This is a genomic window from Pseudomonas sp. NPDC077649 (assembly GCF_044542855.1).
GTDB lineage: Bacteria > Pseudomonadota > Gammaproteobacteria > Pseudomonadales > Pseudomonadaceae > Aquipseudomonas.
Genome location: NZ_JBITVF010000001.1, coordinates 867,605 through 884,997, shown reverse-complemented (window position 1 = coordinate 884,997; position 17,393 = coordinate 867,605). Strand labels below are relative to the sequence as shown.

Annotated in this window: 13 protein-coding genes; 4 read left to right on the top strand and 9 right to left on the bottom strand. The window is 69.8% G+C overall.

Features of this window, described 5'->3' with window-relative positions; translation table 11 throughout:
• Window positions 1-92 precede the first annotated feature (92 nt).
• Entirely contained in the window at window positions 93-1,436 is a 1,344-nt protein-coding gene (locus tag ACIGFL_RS03965; protein ID WP_397496206.1) for a short-chain fatty acid transporter, read from the top strand.
• 35 nt (window positions 1,437-1,471) lie between these two features.
• On the opposite strand, the gene ACIGFL_RS03960 is transcribed toward ACIGFL_RS03965, so the two are convergent.
• The 9 genes from ACIGFL_RS03960 to ACIGFL_RS03920 form a co-directional block, all read right to left on the bottom strand.
• Entirely contained in the window at window positions 1,472-3,994 is a 2,523-nt protein-coding gene (locus ACIGFL_RS03960) for a LuxR C-terminal-related transcriptional regulator (RefSeq protein ID WP_397496205.1), read from the bottom strand.
• Window positions 3,995-4,146: 152 nt separating this feature from the next.
• On the bottom strand, window positions 4,147-5,517 hold the full coding sequence (locus ACIGFL_RS03955; RefSeq protein ID WP_397496204.1) for a DUF1329 domain-containing protein: 1,371 nt from the start codon (window positions 5,515-5,517) through the stop codon (window positions 4,147-4,149).
• Between the two features lie 28 nt (window positions 5,518-5,545).
• Entirely contained in the window at window positions 5,546-7,312 is a 1,767-nt protein-coding gene (locus ACIGFL_RS03950) for a DUF1302 domain-containing protein (RefSeq protein WP_397496203.1), read from the bottom strand.
• A gap of 212 nt (window positions 7,313-7,524) precedes the next feature.
• Window positions 7,525-8,682 carry a phosphatidylserine/phosphatidylglycerophosphate/cardiolipin synthase family protein gene (locus ACIGFL_RS03945; protein WP_397496202.1) on the bottom strand — a complete coding sequence of 386 codons (1,158 nt, stop codon included), beginning with the start codon at window positions 8,680-8,682 and terminating at the stop codon, window positions 7,525-7,527.
• Window positions 8,682-9,254: a YceI family protein gene (locus tag ACIGFL_RS03940; protein ID WP_397496201.1), complete on the bottom strand. Its 573-nt coding sequence runs from the start codon at window positions 9,252-9,254 to the stop codon at window positions 8,682-8,684. The genes ACIGFL_RS03945 and ACIGFL_RS03940 overlap by 1 nt, the downstream gene beginning before the upstream one ends.
• A 142-nt stretch (window positions 9,255-9,396) precedes the next feature.
• Window positions 9,397-9,717 carry an amidase gene (locus ACIGFL_RS03935; protein WP_397496200.1) on the bottom strand — a complete coding sequence of 107 codons (321 nt, stop codon included), beginning with the start codon at window positions 9,715-9,717 and terminating at the stop codon, window positions 9,397-9,399.
• Window positions 9,714-10,832 carry a serine hydrolase domain-containing protein gene (locus ACIGFL_RS03930; RefSeq protein ID WP_397496199.1) on the bottom strand — a complete coding sequence of 373 codons (1,119 nt, stop codon included), beginning with the start codon at window positions 10,830-10,832 and terminating at the stop codon, window positions 9,714-9,716. The genes ACIGFL_RS03935 and ACIGFL_RS03930 overlap by 4 nt, the downstream gene beginning before the upstream one ends.
• A gap of 174 nt (window positions 10,833-11,006) precedes the next feature.
• Window positions 11,007-11,792 carry an MBL fold metallo-hydrolase gene (locus tag ACIGFL_RS03925; protein ID WP_021445675.1) on the bottom strand — a complete coding sequence of 262 codons (786 nt, stop codon included), beginning with the start codon at window positions 11,790-11,792 and terminating at the stop codon, window positions 11,007-11,009.
• Between the two features lie 66 nt (window positions 11,793-11,858).
• Complete coding sequence (locus tag ACIGFL_RS03920; protein ID WP_397496198.1) at window positions 11,859-12,746, bottom strand: acyl-CoA dehydrogenase; 888 nt, start codon at window positions 12,744-12,746, stop codon at window positions 11,859-11,861.
• Between the two features lie 149 nt (window positions 12,747-12,895).
• Here ACIGFL_RS03920 and olsB point away from each other — a divergent pair, with 149 nt between their 5' ends.
• The 3 genes from olsB to ACIGFL_RS03905 all read left to right on the top strand — a co-directional run bounded on the left by olsB (window position 12,896) and on the right by ACIGFL_RS03905 (window position 17,381).
• Window positions 12,896-13,639: an L-ornithine N(alpha)-acyltransferase gene (gene olsB, locus ACIGFL_RS03915; protein ID WP_397496197.1), complete on the top strand. Its 744-nt coding sequence runs from the start codon at window positions 12,896-12,898 to the stop codon at window positions 13,637-13,639.
• A gap of 175 nt (window positions 13,640-13,814) precedes the next feature.
• Window positions 13,815-14,585, top strand: a complete 771-nt coding sequence (locus tag ACIGFL_RS03910) for a lysophospholipid acyltransferase family protein (RefSeq protein WP_397496196.1) — start codon at window positions 13,815-13,817, stop codon at window positions 14,583-14,585.
• 81 nt (window positions 14,586-14,666) lie between these two features.
• Window positions 14,667-17,381, top strand: a complete 2,715-nt coding sequence (locus tag ACIGFL_RS03905) for a cation-transporting P-type ATPase (RefSeq protein ID WP_397496195.1) — start codon at window positions 14,667-14,669, stop codon at window positions 17,379-17,381.
• Window positions 17,382-17,393: the final 12 nt, after the last annotated feature.

The following is a 17,393-nucleotide window of genomic DNA, read 5'->3' as shown; positions in this document are numbered from 1 at the left end:
CTTTGTCATTTCCACCCCAACCCCAGGCTCAGCCAACCTCGCATGCCTGGTCGCCAGCCCCACTTCACAACCATAAAAAAGAGGCGTCATCCATGTTCAACACTCTCACCCGCCTGAGCGTGAGTCTGGTACAGCGCTACCTACCCTCACCCTTCGTGTTCTCCGCGCTGCTGACCCTGGCCGTGCTGGTCGCCGGCATTTCCTCCACCGGCCAGTCGCTGCCGGCCATGGTGCAGCACTGGAGCAGCGGTTTCTGGACCCTGCTCGGTTTCGCCATGCAGATGGCGCTGATCTTCGTCACCGGCCACGCCCTGGCCAGCGCCCCGGTGGTCAACCGCCAGCTCGACCGCCTGGCCAGCCTGGCGCGCACGCCGGGCCAGGCCATCATCATGGTCACCCTGGTGGCGCTGCTCGGCTGCTGGATCAACTGGGGCTTCGGCCTGGTGATCGGCGCCGTGTTCGCCCGCGCCCTGGCGCGCCAGGTGCAAGGCGTGGACTACCCGCTGCTGGTGGCCTCGGCCTATTCCGGCTTCCTGGTCTGGCACGGCGGCCTGGCCGGCTCCATCCCGCTGTCCATGGCCACCGGCGGCCCGGATCTGGCGCGCATCACCGCCGGCGTGCTGAGCGAGCCGGTGGGCATCAGCGAGACCCTGTTCAGCCCGCTGAACCTGACCATCGTCATCCTGCTGTTCATCGGCCTGCCGCTGCTCAACCGCGCCATGCACCCGCGCCAGGACGCCAAGGTGGCCGATGCCGCCAAGCTGGTGGAATCCCACGCCCAACTGCCGGCGCGCGAAACCCCGGCGCAGCGCCTGGACGACAGCCGCATCCTCGGCCTGGCGTTGGTGGCCATGGCGGCGATCTACCTGTTCAACCACTTCGCCAGCAAGGGCTTCGTCCTCGGCCTCGACGTGGTGATCGCCATCTTCCTGTTCTGCGGCCTGCTGCTGCACGGCACCCCGGAGCGCTACATGCGCGCGGTGGACGAGAGCGTGCGCGGCATCGGCGGCATCGTCCTGCTGTTTCCCTTCTACGCCGGGATCATGGGCATGATGATGGGCGCCAACGCCGACGGCATCTCCCTCGGCCGGCAGATCACCGAGGCCTTCATCTCCTGGTCGTCGGCCGACACCTTCCCGCTACTGGCCTTCCTCAGCGCCGGCGTGGTCAACGTCTTCGTGCCGTCCGGCGGCGGCCAGTGGGCGGTGCAGGGGCCGATCATGCTGCCGGCGGCGCAGGCCCTCGGCGTGTCGCCCACCGTCACCGCCATGGCGATCGCTTGGGGCGACGCCTGGACCAACATGATCCAGCCGTTCTGGGCCCTGCCGCTGCTCGGCATCGTCGGCCTCGGCGCGCGCGACATCATGGGCTACTGCCTGATCATGCTGCTGTATTCGGGCGTGGTGATCTGCGGCGCCTTCTACTTCCTCGGCTGACCGCCCTGCCCGCTCGCCGACGCGAGCGGGCCCGCTCAATCGCCCATCAAGCCCCAGGCCTTGGCCATCGCCACCGCCTGGGTGCGGCGCTGTACGCCGAGCTTGACGTTGATCCGCCGTGCATGGGTCTTGACCGTGTGCAGGGAGATGAACAGGCGGTCGGCGATCTCCTGGTTGGAACAACCCTGGGCGATCAGCTGCAGCACCGCCAGCTCGCGGCCGCTCAAGGGGGCCTCCGCGGCGGCCGCCTCGCCCTCACTCGCGGCCGGCAACGGCAACTCGTCGGCGACGAACCACAGGCCCTGGTAGTTCAGACGCTGACGCAGGGCCTGCCCGGCCTGCCTGGCGCGAGTCGCCGTCGGGGCATCCGTACAGGCCTCGGCATAGCTCAGCCAGAACTCGCAGGCCAGGGCCTGACGCCCCTCGGCCAGCGCCCGCTCGAGCAGCCGCTGCAGCGCCTCGCCAATGTCGCGGCCCTGGTCTCGATCGAGCAGCAGCAAGAGGTGATGCAGGCGCGGCAACAGGTCGGGAAAGTTGGGCGGCGGTAGCATGACCTGATGCCTGCGCCAGTGTTCGAGCACCCGGGTGAGCGCCTCGCGGGCGCGCTCGTGATGGCCCTGCCACGACCACAGACGGCTGCTGACGAGCAACAGCACGCCCCGATAGAGCGAATCCGCCACCCCCTGGCGCTGCATCAGACGCTCGGCCTCGGCCAGGCGGGCGAAGGCCGCCGCCAGGTCGCGCTGGCGCGCCGCCAGCTCGGCCAAGCCGAGGTAGCCATGGAAGGCGCCGGGATCGCCATGTTCCAGGGCAACCGCGAGGCCGGCGTGAAATTGTTCGCGGGCCTCCTCCGCACGGCCCAGGCGCAAGGCCAGACGCCCCAGGCGCAGAACAATCCGCCCGCACACCGGGGTGTTGCACAACACCCGGCCGTCCGGCTGCTCGAGCACCCGCCGCAGCAGCGCCTGGGCGCGGCCGAACTCGCCGCGGGCCTCCAGTAACAACGCATGATCGAGCTCCAGCAACGCCTCGAACACCAGGCTGCCGCAGCGCCGCGCCTGCTTCAGCGCCTCGTAGCCCAGCAGCTGGGCATCCTCCAGGCGGCCCTCGCCGATGGCCATCTGGGTCAACACCGAACGGCACAGCAACGCCTGCGCCCAGGCCCCCTCCGGCAGCATGGCCAGCGCCTCGAGGACATGAGCGCGGGCCTCCTCGGCGCAGCCGCGGCCATAGGCGGCGATACCGCGTATGGCCTGCCACTGGGCGAACAGCTCACGCAGCCGCTCGCCATCGGCACGCGGCTGAAAGCGCGCCAGCTGGTCGGCGCAGTCCTGCGCCTCGTCCAGGCGTCCCACCAGCAACAACGCCCAGGCATTGAGCAGGATCAGCCGCGGCGTACTGGCCAGCAGGTCCTCCGGCAGTTCGCCGCGCCAGCGCAGGATCAGCGCCAGCTCCTGCCCCTGCAGCAACTGTTCCTCGGTGAAGCGCTCGAGAAAGCTCGCCGCCACCTCCGGCTGTCCGCCGAGCAGCGCGTGCTCCACCGCCGGTCGCACCTCGCCGCGGGCGGCGAACCACTGGCTGGCGTGCAGGTGCAGGCTCTGGCTGCCGCCGCCGACGCGTCGCTGCAGCACCTGGGCCAGCGGCGGGAACAGCACGAACCAGTCGGCGGCGCCCTCCAGCGCCTCGATGAACAGGCCGCGGGCGCGCAATGCCTGCAACCAGGCGGCGCCCTCGCCCACCCCCAGCAGGTGCTCGCACAGCTCGGTGCAGAAGCGCGGCAGCTGCGCCAGTTGCAGCAGCGCCTGCAGCAGTTCGTCCGGCAGGCCGCGCAGCACCTCGTGCTCGACGTAGTCGCGCAGCAGTGCGCAGCCGGGCGCGGCAGCCCCCTCGCGCTCGCCCTGGACGGCGAGCAGGCGCAAGGCCGCCGGCCATCCCCAGGTCTGCGCCCGCAGCACTTCGGCGCCGGCCACGCGGCGACCATCGAACTGCGCCAGCCAGGCATCGACCTCGGCCAGGCTGAACGCCAGGTCGGCGCTGCCCAGCTCGAACAGCTCGCCCTCGAGCAGCAGCCGGGGCAGGTTGCAGGCCGGGCGCCGGCGGCTGCCGAGCCACCAGTTCAGCCCCGGCGCGGCGGCCGCGAGCAGGCGGTCGAAACAGGCATCGAGTTCGGCGTCGGGCTCGCGCGGGTAATCGTCGAGCATGATCCACAGCGCGCGTGGCTCTTGCGCCAGCGCCGCCAGCAGCTGGGCCTCGGTGAAATCGGGCGGGTAGCCGAGGGCCACGGCCAGCTGTCGGCAGAATTCGCCCGCCGACCAGGCCTGGCCGGCGCAACCGAGCCACACCGGCAGGCGCCCGGCGGGACAGGCACGGGCGCAATCGGCGAGCAGCACCGACTTGCCGAAGCCGGCCGGCGCGATCAGCAGACGCAGGCGGCAATCCTGCTCGAGCAGGCGCTGGATCAACGGCTCGCGGCGAATGTGCCCCGGCGGCTGGCGCAGCGGCACGCCCTTGCCGCAGGACGGCACGACCAGGGGCGTGGAGGGAGCGTAAGCGGTCATAGCGGCTCTGAATTGTTCTTATGCGGGGACCGGCTGATTGCAGGCTAGTGCGCAATCCCCGCGGCCGACAGCTGTATCACCGGCCCTGATGAGGACCAATAAAAAAGGCGGCCCGCAGGCCGCCCGAACATGGAGAGACGCTTGCCCCGGACTCAACGCACCCCGGCGGTACGCAGCGCGGCGGGCGTGTAGTCGGCGCCGGTGGCCTTGAAGCCGAAGGCGTAGGCGGACTTCTCCTCGTTCTTCATACCCAGCGCCAGATAGCGACCGGCGATCAGGTCGTACAGGGCTTCCAGGGTGTAGCCCGGCACCTTGTGGTTGTAGTAGCTCTGCGCATGCCCCTCGGCTACCCGCCACAGCTGGCCGCGACCGTCGTAGTGGTCGACCAGCGCCAGCTGCCAGCTGTCCTCGTCGAAGTACATGTGGCGCTTGGCGTAGATGTGGCGCTCGCCGGACTTCAGCGTGGCCTCCACTTCCCAGACCCGGTGCAGCTCGTAGCGGGTCAGGTCCTGGTTGATATGCCCGGCCTTGAGCACGTCGTCGTACTTCAGCGTGGGCGAATCGAGCTTGTAGCTGTTGTAGGGGATGTACATCTCCTTCTTGCCCACCAGCTTCCAGTCGTAGCGATCCGGGGCGCCGGAGAACAGGTCGAAGTTGTCGGCGGTGCGCATCCCGTCGGCGGCGGTACCCGGGCCGTCGTAGGCGACCTGCGGGGCGCGGCGCACGCGGCGCTGACCGGCGTTGTAGAGCCAGGCCAGGCGCGGCTCCTTGACCTGGTCGATGGTCTCGTGGACCAGCAGCACGTTGCCCGCCAGGCGCGCCGGCGCGGTCACCCGCTGCTTGAAGTAGAGCAGAACGTTGCTCGCCTTGTCCGCATCGATGTCGGGCATGTCGGCGGGAAACGCCACCTCGTCCTCGAACCGCACCAGGCTGTAGGAACCGCCGGTCTGCGGAGTGGCCTGGGTGATCCAGCGCCGCACGTTGCCGCCGCGGTAGCGGGTGATGTGGTTCCACACCACCTCGATGCCATTCTTGGGGATCGGGAAAGCGTAGTAGCGGCTGTCGGCGAAGTTCTGCAGGCCGTTGCCGCCGTCCACCGCCGTGGTATGGAGAGCGCTGCGCTTGGCTGCGGCGTAGATCTCGTCGGGCACCGCGGCGCTGCGATGAGTGGAGTAGACCGGGATCTTGTAGCTGTCGGCGTAGCGCTTGAGCATCGCCAGCTGGCCGGCGGACAGCTTGTCGCGGTACTGCTCGGCATTGGCCGCGGTGATGGTGAACAGCGGTTGCTCGGCGGCGAACGGGTCGGCGAGGAAGCCCTTGGCGTCGACCGCACCGGCGTTGCTCGGCAGGCCGCCGGTCCAGGCGGGGATGCTGCCGTCGGCGTTGCCGGCCATCTCCGCGCCGAGCGGGGTCAGGCTGGTGCCCAGTTGCGCAGCCTCCTGTTCGGAGACGGCGGCCATCACACCGGTCGCCAGCAGGGTCAGGGCCAGCGCTCCGCTTTGCAGGATTCTTGTAGTTTTCATCGGGTACGGATCCTTTGCGCGTGGTTGATCAGAAGTTCACACCGAAGCTCAGGGCCACGAAGTCGCGATCGGTGATGGTGTTGTACTCACCGCCGAAGAAATCGGTGTAGCTGAGGCTGGCGTTGTAGGTGTTCTGGTAGTCGGCATTCAGGGCGATGCTGATGGCCTTGCTGCCCTCGTTGAAATTGGGCCCGTAGCCGTCGACGTCATGCGACCAGGCCACGCTTGGCGTCAGGTTGACCCCGGCGAAGACGTTGCTGTAGTCGGCGCTGGCGCGCAGGCGGTAGCCCCAGGAGGTGTCAGTGTGGAAGCCGTCGCCCTGGCATTCGTCCGGGTTGGCGGCGTTGAACGCGGCGCACACCCCCGGCGCGCTGAACTCGCCGGCACCGTAGATCGGGTCGCGGCCGAAGCGCAGCTCGCTGGGGTCGTCCTTGATCCCGCCGATATGGTTCCAGCCCACCTCGCCGAGCAGGGTCAGGCGGCTGGCGCCGAGCACCCGATCGATGAACTGCACCGCGGTGAGCTGTGCCTGGGTGAAGGGCTTGCGCTCGTAGCCGTGGAGATCGGCGCTGGCGACGTTCTGCGCATGACCGCTCTCGAACACCGGGTTGAACGGCAGGCCGAGGGCGGCGAAGGACAGGTCGGTGGAGTTGATCTGCATCGGCATGTTCGGCCGGTAGCTGATCTCGCCGGACAGCGCGGTGCCGCCGACGTTGGTCTGGAAGCTCAGGCCGTAGAGGCGGATGTCCTCCGGGTACTCGATGAAGTAGCGCGCGTTCGGCGCACCGGGAATGAAGCTGACGAAGTTCGGCGTGGTGGTGCGGATGGTGCTGAACACCGGGTTGCGGCTGTGGTAATTCAGTGCGTAGAGGCCGAACTCGGTGTCGTTGAGCTGTTCGGCGAACCAGCGCAGGGCCAGGCCGTACTGGCCGCTGTCGCGCGCGTCGCGGTCCCCGGCGCGGGGAATGTAGGCGTTGTCGACGAAGGAGTTGGTCGACTCGCCCGGCGGCAGGTCCGGGCCGAACACCACGAGACGATCCTCGCAGCCGTCGGCGACCACGTCGGAGGTGGAGAAGAAGGTGCCGCAGTTGTCGACCACGGTCTGGTCCCACTCCAGCTGATAGAACACCTCGGCCGAGAAGTTGTCGCTCAGGCTCTGCGAGACGTAAATCATGTTGACCGGAATCAGACCTTCCTTGATCTCGGCGCCGGGGCGGCGGAAGGCGGCGACGTCGATGGGGTTGATCGAGTTGATGCTGTTGCCGATAAAGGTGCTCTCGCCCCAGCTGACCACCTGCTTGCCGACCCGCACGCTGCCCGGCAGATCGCCGAGGCTGTAGTTGTGGTAGATGAAGGCGTCGAGGATTTCCGCACCTGCACTTTGCGCGGCGGTCTTGCGGTTGTGATCCTCGATGTCGTAGAACAGCCGGCTCTCGTCCTTGGTCTCGAAGTCGTACCAGTACTTGCCGCGGACGAACACACCGGTGTCGCCGTACTTCAGCTCGAGGTCGTGAATGCCCTTGAAGATCTTCGAGAAGGTCTCGCCCTTCTTGAAGTTCAGCCGGCCGTCGTCCGAGGTGCGCGAGGAGGCCTTGCCGCCACTGGCGACGGAGACGAAATCCGGGTCCGCGCCACGTACCGACCAGCTGGCGCCGACCGACAGCGAGCTGTCGAACTGGCCCTCGATCTCGCCGATATTGAAGGTGATGGCCTGCGCGGGGGCGGCGAATCCGACGGCGATGGCCAAGGCCAAGGTGTGCGGCTGGAAGATTCCGGGCCCTGTTGTTCTTGTCATGCGGGTCTCCTGAGGTTGGGGTGCGACTGCCCTGCACCCTACGCAGCGACCGACGCCCGGATAAGCGCACCAAGGAGGGATTTCATCTGTCGCCCGAAAGTATGAATGGCGCCCTGGCGCGGGCGGCGCGCGACCACCCTCAGGCTGCTGAATGACGAAACATCAGGCCAACGGGGAACTTTCCCAGGGGGCGGGCCGGTATTGCGTGGCGTTCAGCGCCAGCGATCGAGCAGGTTGACCGCCAGGCGATCCAGCCAGCCCCACAGGCGCTGCTGCAGGCGCCCCCACCAGGGCCGCGCGCGCCACTCGTCGAGGGTGATCTCGGCGCTGGCGGCAAAGTCGGCGACGAAGCTGGCCGTCACCGCGGCGGTCAGTTCGGGGTCGAGCGCCTCGAGGTTGGCATCGAGGTTGAAGCGCAGGTTCCAGTGGTCGAAGTTGCACGAGCCGACGCTGACCCAGTCGTCCACCAGCACCATCTTCAGGTGCAGGAAGCGCGGCTGATACTCGAAGATGCGCACCCCGGCCTTGAGCAGGCGCGGGTAGTAGCGCTGGCCGGCGAAACGCACCGGCGGGTGGTCGGTGTGCCGGCCGGTCAGCAGCAGGCGCACCTCGACGCCGCTGGCCGCGGCCCGGCGCAACGCCCGGCGCACCTTCCAGGTCGGCAGGAAATAGGGCGTGGCCAGCCACACCCGATGCTTGGCCACGCGCAGCGCGCGCACCAGCGACTGCAGGATGTCGCGGTGCTGCGCCGCATCGGCGTAGGCCACCCTGCCCAGGCCCTGCCCCGCCGGCGGATTGCCCGGCAGCTTGCGCAGCCCCGGCAGCCGCGGCGGCTGCCAGGCGAAGCGCGCCAGGCAGGCCTGCCACTGGTACTCGAACAACTGCTGCCAGTCGTGCACCAGCGGCCCTTCGATCTCCACCATGACCTCGTGCCAGGCGCTGTCGGCCTGCTCCGGCAGCCAGAACCGGTCGGTCGCGCCGGTGCCGCCGACATAGGCCAGGCGCCGGTCGACCAGCAGCAGCTTGCGGTGGTCGCGCTGGAAATTGCGCAGGCCGCGGCGCCAGCGCAGCGGGTTGTACCAGCGCAGCTGCACCCCGGCCGCCTGCAGGCGCTGGCGCAGCGCCTGGCCCAGGCCGGCGGAGCCGAAGGCGTCGAACAGGCCGCGCACCGCCACGCCGCGCGCCGCCGCCCGGCACAGCGCGGCGACCAGGCGCTCGCTGCACTGGCCGTCCTCGACCAGGTACAGCTCCAATTCGACCTGGCGCTCGGCGGCGTCGATGGCGGCGAGCATGCGCGGGAAGAACTGCGGGCCGTCGAGCAGCAGGGCGAAGCGGTTGCCGCCGCGCCAGGGGAAGATCGCGCCGCGCATCAGCGAGCGGTGAAGATCAGCACCGCACCCACCGGCACCGACAGGCTGATGGCGGACAGGTCGGCCACCTTGCGCAGCGCCTCGATGCCGCTGGCCAGGCCGAAGTCCTCGGCGTGCAGCACCAGCGGCGCCAGGCTGACCACCTGGAAGCGGCGGTCGTCCAGGCGGGTGACCAGCAGCTCGGCCTCCAGCTGGCGCGCGCGCTCGTTGAGGGTCAGGGTCAGCGGCAGGCGCAGTTCCAGCTGCGCACCCGGCGCCAGGTCGGTGAGCTGCGCCAGGTTCACCTGCGCGGCGACCCGCGCCTCGGGCAGGCGCTCGGTGTCGAACAGCATGGCGCGCAGGCGCTCGTCGCGCAGCGGGATGCCGGTGCTCAGCGAGTCCAGCTCGATGCGCAGGCGGGCGCGGCCGTCGGCGGTGATCTGGCCGTGCAGGGTGAGGAAGCGGTGCACCTCCGACAGGTTGCCGGAATGGGTGGAGATAAAGGACAGCCGCGAGGACTCGTTGTCCAGGTACCAATCGGCCTGGACGGGCAAGGCGGCAGCCAGCAGCAGGGCAAACAGCGAACGACGCATGGGGACTCGGCAAACGGCATGACCAGGCGCAACGATAGTCGCCGCAGCCGGGCTTGCAAAGCCCGGCGCCCTGCTCCGGTGCCATTGGCTCAAGATCGTGGGGTTAGGCTCCCCTCTCCCATTGCGGGGAGAGGGTTGGTCGCTAGTCGTTCGGCAACAGCTGGCAGCCCTGGCGCGCGCCCAGCCAGGCGGCACTGTGGGTGCGGCCCAGGCCGCTGGCGGTCACCCGCTTGCCGGCCGTATCGTCGCGCAGGCTGCCGATCGGCACGTACTGGGCGACGTAACCTTCGCAATAGGCCGCCGGATGGCCGCTGACGTAACGGCAGGAGCAGTACTCCTTGGCGGTGTAGGCGCCGATGATGTCGGGGAACGCCGCCAGGTGCGCGCGATTGGGCCAGGCCAGGGCGATCAGCACGATGACCAGCAACAGCAGCAGGGTAAGCCAGGGACGACGACGGATCATGGCTGCACCTCCTCTGCGAAGGCCGCACGCACGCGCTTGAGCAGTTCGTTATGACTGTAGCTGCCGTCGCGGTCGTCGGCGTAGCGCACCACCACCAGTTTCTCCTCGGGCAGCACGTACAGGCCCTGGCCCCAGTGGCCGAGGGCGGCCAGGGTATCGGCCGGCGCATCCGGCCAGGGCCGCGCGGCGCCGGGCAGTTCGGCGTTGAGCCACCAATGGGCGCCGGGTACCGCGTCGCCGGGCTTGGCCGTCTGCGGCTGGTAGCCGGCGAACGGCGTGGCGACGAACTCGACCCAGGCCGGCGGCAGCAGCTGGCGCTCGCCCCAGCGGCCGCCGCGCTGCAGCAGCAGGCCGACGCGGGCCAGGTCGCGGGCGCTCATGTAGGCGTAGGACGAGGCGACGAAGGTGCCGGCGCCGTCGCGTTCCCAGGTCGCGCTGGCGATGCCCAGCGGCTCGAACAGCGCGGTCCAGGGGTAGTCGGGGTAGGCCTCGGCGCCGACCATGCCCTTGAGCGCGGCGGCCAGCAGGTTGCTGTCGCCGCTGGAGTAGCGAAAGCGCACCCCCGGCGCGGCGTCGGCGGCATGCGCCGCAGCGAAGCCGGCCATGTCGGCGCGACCGCGGGTGTAGAGCATGGCGATCACCGAGGACTTCAGCGGCGCGTACTCGTAGTCCTCCTGCCAGGCCAGGCCCGAGGCCCAGTTGAGCAGGTGACCGACCTTGACCTGCGGGTGCTCGGCCATCGCCGGGTAGTACTTGGCCACCGGCGCGTCCAGCTTGAAGCGGCCCTCGCCGTAGGCCACGCCGAGGGTGGTGGCGAGCAGACTCTTGGCCATCGACCAGGTCAGGTGCGCGGTGTCGGCGCGGGTCGGCGCGGCGTAGCGTTCGTAGACGATCCGGCCGTCGCGCACCACCAGCAGCGCATCGCTGCGCACGCCCAGGCGCGTGGCGTCGTCGCGCGGCGGAAAGGCGTAGGCCTCCAGCGCGGCCAGCGCCGGGCTGTCGCTGTGGGGGGCGGTTTGCCAGTCCGGCTGCGGCCAGGACTCGGCCCGGGCGATGCCGGCCAACAGGCTGAGGCCGAGCAGCAGGCTCATACGGCGAAGGGAAAAGGGGCTCATGGGCGGCCTCGCTAGGAAATCGAGGCGCACCCTAGCACGGAGCCGGTGACCGCTTGAAGCGCCGCGCCGCCCCTGCACGCGGGCAAAGGTAGGTTGGCGCCGAGCGCAGCGCAGCCCAACGGGGAGCGCGCCGCGCTCCCCCCGCCCCATCGCAGCCAAGCCACCGAGCGCGCCTCAGCTCGGCAGGCGATAGTCCTCCGGCCCCATCAGGTCGAGGCCGCATTCAAGGTTCTCGATCCAGTAGAGGAAGGCGCTGATCATCTCCGCACCGACGAAGGGCCGGCCGTGCTGCGGCACTATCATCGCCACGTCCATCTCGCGGACCATCGCCGCCCACAGCCGGCAGGCCTTGTTGCCAGCCATGTAGCGGCGGTGGAAGCCCTCCATGTTGGGTAGGTGATTGACGAAGTCGCGCACCGGGTTGGCGTCGTCCACCAGCGAGGCGCCCATGTCGCCGGAGAAGAGGATCTTGCTCACCGGGTCATACAGCTGGAAGTTGCCCACCGAATGGAGGAAATGCGCCGGCACCGCCTTCAGCGTGCACTGGCCCAGCGCGATGCTCTGGCCGCGGTCGGGCAGCGCGATGATGCGATCGAAGGTGTTGATGCCGCGGCTCAGCGCCAGGTAGTTGGCGGTCAGGTGCGGCAGAAAGCGCGCCCACAGCTTGGAGCAGATCACCCGCGCCCGGGTGTGCAGCAGCCACTTGTCCAGCGAGGCGATGATGTCCGGGTCCTGGTGCGAGGCGAAGATGTAGGTCAGGTCCTGCACCGGGATGTGCTTGGACAGCTCCAGCGACAGCGGCGTGTAGGTCAGGTCGCCGCCCGGATCGAGCAGCAGGTACTGCTCGTGGTCGGTGATCAGGAACTGGTTGGACTGCACGCCCTCGCCGCTGACCAGGTCATCGAACATCAGGCATTGGTGGCTGCCGTTATCGAACAGCACGATGGGCTCGCGGCGCATGGAAACCTCGTAGACGAAACGCGAGGCAACCTTAGGACCGCGCCCTGTGCGGCGTACTGATATGGATCAAGCCTGGGCGACAATCTGCCGCGCCTTCTCCAGGCGCTTGGCCCGCGCGCCTTCGGCGATCTGCAGCAGGCCCTGGTCGCGCTGCCACAGCGCCGCCCAGGGCGCCGGGCCGGCGGCGAAGGCGGCGTCCAGCTCGGCCGCCAGCGCTCGCTGCTGGGCGAACAGGCCGGCCAGCAGCAGGTGCGTGGGCGCCGCGCTCGGGCACTGCCGGGCCACCTCGGCGCAGCCGGCCAGCTGCGCCAGCAGGCGCAGCTGCAGGGCCTCGGGCCAGGCGCATTCCTGGCCGACGCCATGCAGCCAGGCGCACAGCGCGGCGAGCACGTGGACGTCCTCAATGCTGCGAAAGGGTTTCACGTAGTCGGCCCAGCCGTCGCCGGCCAGACGCTCGCACTGCGCCTGCTGCAGATGCAGGCGGGCGTGGCCGATATCCGGCATCAGCGGCAGTGCCGGTAGCGCCTCGATGCGCACCCCGGGCGCGCCCTGGCGCACCACGCCGAGCACCAGGCGCGGCGCCTCGCCCGGGCCGTCCTCGCGCGCCGCCACCAGCAGCCAGTCGGCGCACTCGGCGGCGGTGACGAAGTCCTTGTGCCCGTCGATATGCAGGCCGTCGATGCGTGTGTGCATCTCCGCCGGCCGCGTGCTGCGCCCTTCGGTGACGCATAGCGCGCCGGCCGACCAGGGCGCCGCCGGCCACAGCACGCGCAGCGCCGCCTGGTAGCCGGCGAGAAAGGCCAGCCCCGGCGTCGCCGCCAGGCGCCCGCCGAGGGCCAGCTCGAACGGCTGCGGCGCCCCGCCCAGGCGTTGCAGCAGCCGGCCGTACCAGTCCTCCAGGCCCTGTTCGGCGCTCAGGCAGACAGCGGGTTGCAGCAGGGTTGACCAGGGCATCGCGTATTCCCTCCAGGCAACGGCCGGCGGCCGTCACACAAGCATCAAAAAAGCTTCACGGTGGTGACACCGCGGCTACCTAGCCTGACTTTGCCCAACAAGATCGACCGGCTGCAAGTCCCGAAAGCCGGCGTTAAGGAGGCTCAGGCATGACCCAGACTGCACCCAACACCGCCCGCCGCCTGCAGGCCGAACGCCTGGTGGGTCCCGCCGCCCTGCGCGAGGCCCAGGCCCTGCGCTACCGGGTGTTCAGCGCCGAATTCGACGCCAAGCTCAACGGCGCCGAACTGGGCCTGGACATGGACGACTACGACATTCACTGCCGGCATATCGGTGTGCGCGACCTCAGCAGCGGCGAGCTGGTGGCCACTACCCGCCTGCTCGACCACCAGGCCGCCGCCGGCCTCGGCCGCTACTACAGCGAAGAGGAATTCAGCCTGCACGGCCTGGCCGGGCTGCAGGGCCCGGTGCTGGAGATCGGCCGCACCTGCGTCGATGGCGCCTACCGCAACGGCGCCACCATCGCCGTGCTCTGGGGCGAACTGGCCGAGGTGCTCAACGAGGGCGGCTACCGCTACCTGATGGGCTGCGCCAGCATCTCCATGCAGGACGGCGGCATCCAGGCCCAGGCGATCATGCAGCGCCTGCGCGAACGCTACCTGTGCACCGAACACCTGCGCGCCGAACCCAGGCACCCGCTGCCGCAACTGGACGTACCGGGCAACGTCATCGCCGAGATGCCGCCGCTGCTCAAGGCCTACATGCGCCTGGGCGCGAAGATCTGCGGCGAGCCCTGCTGGGACCGCGACTTCCAGGTCGCCGACGTGTTCATCCTGCTCAAGCGCGACGAGCTGTGCCCGCGCTATGCCCGCCACTTCAAGGCGGCCGTGTAGGTTGGGTCGAGCAGCGATGCCCAACGGGCGATGTGCGGCCACACTTCGGCGTTGCACCGCCCGCTCTCGTTGGGCTCCGTCGCTGCTCGACCCAACCTACAGCCAGACAGCCAGGCATCGCCAAACGCTCCTGTGCATGGATAATGCCGCCACTCATCCTTAAGCGGAGGCCCCGATGGCCCAACTGCGTCTATCCCTGCGCCTGGCCCACCTGCTGCTGGTGATCGCCTGCGGCGCCCTGCTGGCCGGCGTGGTCAGCCTGTGCGAGCGCCTGGTACGCCACGACCTGATGGCCCTGCGCCAACGCCTGACCCGCTGGTTCCTCGCCCGCCTCAGCGGCGCCCTGCCGTTTCGCGTGCGCATCGAAGGCGAGCTGCCGGCCCAGCCCATGCTGTGGGTCGCCAACCACGTGTCCTGGACCGACATCCCGCTGCTCGGCGCGCTGCAGCCGATCTCCTTCCTGTCCAAGGCTGAGGTGCGCACCTGGCCGCTGGCCGGCTGGCTGGCGCACAAGGCCGGTACCCTGTTCATCCGCCGCGGCTCGGGCGACAGCAACCTGGTCGGCCAGCAGCTGGGTCGCCATCTGCAACGCGGCCGCCACCTGCTGATCTTCCCCGAGGGCACCACCACCGACGGCCTGGGCCTGCGCACCTTCCACGGCCGCCTGCTGGCGAGCGCGATCGACAGCGGCGTGCCGCTGCAACCGGTGGCCATCCGCTACCTGCGCGGCGGCCAGCCGTGCCCGGTGGCGCCCTTCGTCGGCGACGACGACATGCTCAGCCACCTGCTGCGCTTGCTGCGCAGCCAGGCCGGCGAGGTGCAGATCCAGCTGCTGGCGCCGATCGCCAGCAACAGCGCCAGCCGCAACGAACTGGCGCGCCAGGCACAGAGCCGCATCGCCGCCGCCCTGTATGGCGAATCGGCCGAGCTGCACCAAGCCGCCTGATCCCGGGTCTTGATCCATATCAGCGGCGCAGGCGCCAGGGCGGTCTAGAGTTCGTTAGGCCACTAACGGAGGACCGCCCGCATGGACAGTCGCACTCGCGCCCTTGAGCAACAGGCCTGGCACAGCCTCGACGGCCATCAGGCCCTGGATGCCCTCGACGCCAGCGTCCACGGCCTGAGCGCCGCCGAAGCCGCCGCCCGCCTGCAGCTGCACGGCCCCAACCGGCTGCCGCCGCCCAAGCGGCGCGGCCCGCTGCTGCGCCTGCTGTACCAGTTCCACAACGTGCTGCTGTACATGATGATGGCCGCTGCCCTGATCACCGCCCTGCTCGGCCACTGGGTCGACACCGGGGTGATCCTCGCCGCGGTGCTGATCAACGTGGTGATCGGCTTTATCCAGGAAGGCAAGGCGGAAAACGCCCTCGACGCCATCCGCAACCTGCTGTCGCCGCATGCCCTGGTGCTGCGCGGCGGCGAGCGCCTGGAGATCGACGCCGAGCAGCTGGTGCCCGGCGATATCGTCCTGCTCGCCTCCGGCGACAAGGTGCCGGCCGACCTGCGCCTGCTCAGCGTGAAGAACCTGTTGGTGGAGGAAGCGGCGCTGACCGGCGAATCGCTGCCGGTGGAGAAATCCCTGGCCCGTTGCCAGGCCGATGCCGCCCTCGGCGACCGCCGCTGCATGGCCTATTCCGGCACCCTGGTGGCCAGCGGTCAGGCCAGCGGCGTGGTGGTGGCCACCGGCGCCGCCACCGAACTGGGCCGCATCGGCGCCATGTTGCAGCAGGTGCAGGCGATGACCACCCCGCTGCTGCGGCAGATCGAGCAGTTCAGCCGCTGGCTGGCGCTGGCCATCCTGATCTTCGCCCTGGCCACCTTCGCCCTCGGCACCTTCTGGCACGGCCAGGACCCGGCCGAGATGTTCATGATGGTGGTGGCGCTGACCGCCGCGGCCATCCCCGAGGGGCTGCCGGCGCTGATGACGGTGATCCTCGCCCTCGGCGTGCAACGCATGGCCGGGCGCAACGCCATCGTCCGCCGCCTGCCGGCGGTGGAGACCCTGGGTTCGGTGACGCTGATCTGCTCGGACAAGACCGGCACCCTGACGCGCAACGAGATGACCGTGCAGCGCCTGGTCAGCGCCAGCCGCATCCTCGACGTCAGCGGCGTCGGCTACGCCCCGCAAGGCGCCTTCCACCTGGACGGCGCGTTGATGGAACCGGATGCCGCGCTGCTGGAAATCGCCCGCGCCGCCGCGCTGTGCAACGACGCCCAGCTGCAGCAGGACGCCGGCGGCACCTGGCGCCTGCAGGGCGACCCCACCGAGGGTGCGCTGCACACCCTGGCGCTCAAAGCCGGCCTGGACGCCGCCACCCTGCACGCCCAGTTGCCGCGCAGCGACGCCATTCCCTTCGAGTCCGAACACCGCTTTATGGCCAGCCTGCACCATGACCACCAGGGCCACGGCCTGATCTACCTCAAGGGCGCGCCGGAGCGGGTGCTGGAGATGTGCCGCGAGCAGCGCGGCGCCGACGGCGGCAGCCAGCCGCTGGACGCCGACTACTGGCGGCGCCAGGCCACCGACCTGGCCGCCCGCGGCCTGCGCCTGCTGGCCATCGCCAGCCGCCCGGCCGACGCCTCCCAGCGCAGCCTGAGTTTCGCCGACGTGGAAGGCGGCATGTGCCTGCTGGCGCTGGTCGGCATCATCGACCCGCCGCGCGAGGAAGCCATCGCCGCCGTCGCCGAATGCCAGCGCGCCGGCATCCGGGTCAAGATGATCACCGGCGACCATGCCGAGACCGCCCGCGCCATCGGCGCCCAGCTGGGCATCGGCGTCGGCCTGCCGGCGCTGACCGGCGCCGAACTGGAGCTGCTCGACGAGCGCCAGCTGCGCCAGGTGCTGCCCGGCGTCGAGGTGTTCGCCCGCGCCAGCCCCGAGCACAAGCTGCGCCTGGTGCAGGCCATGCAGGCCAGCGGCGAGGTGGTGGCGATGACCGGCGACGGGGTCAACGACGCCCCGGCGCTGAAACGCGCCGACGTCGGCGTGGCCATGGGCGACAAGGGCACCGAGGCGGCCAAGGAGGCGGCCGAGGTGGTGCTGGCCGACGACAACTTCGCCACCATCGCCGGTGCCGTGCGCGAGGGTCGGGCGATCTACGACAACCTGAAGAAGTTCATCCTCTTCGCCCTGCCCACCAACGGCGGCCAGGCGCTGATCGTGATCGCCGCCATCCTGTTCCAGCTGACCCTGCCGCTGACCCCGGCGCAGGTGCTGTGGATCAACATGGTCACCTCGGTGACCCTGGGCCTGGCGCTGGCCTTCGAGCCGGCCGAGACCGGGCTGATGGACCGCCCGCCACGGGCGCCGAACGAGCCGCTGCTGTCGGGCTTCTTCGTCTGGCGCGTGCTGCTGGTGTCGCTGCTGATGGCCGGCGCCGGCATCGGCCTGTTCCTCTGGGAGCTGGACAACGGCACCGGGCTGGACAGCGCGCGGACCATGGCGCTGAACGCGGTGGTGATGTGCGAGGTGTTCTACCTGATCAACAGCCGGCGCATCTTCGCCTCGGTGCTCAGCCTCGACGGCCTGTTCGGCAGCCGCGCCGTGCTGCTGGCCATCGCCGCCTGCCTGCTGCTGCAGGCGCTGTACACCTATGCCCCGCCGCTGCAGCGGCTGTTCCACTCCACCGCGCTGGATGCGGCGCAGTGGGCGCGGGTGGTGCTGGCCGGGCTGGCGCTGTTCGTCGTCGCCGAGCTGGAGAAATGGCTGATCCGCCGTTTGCGCCTGCAGCCGACGGGGTAACCTCGGTGCGCG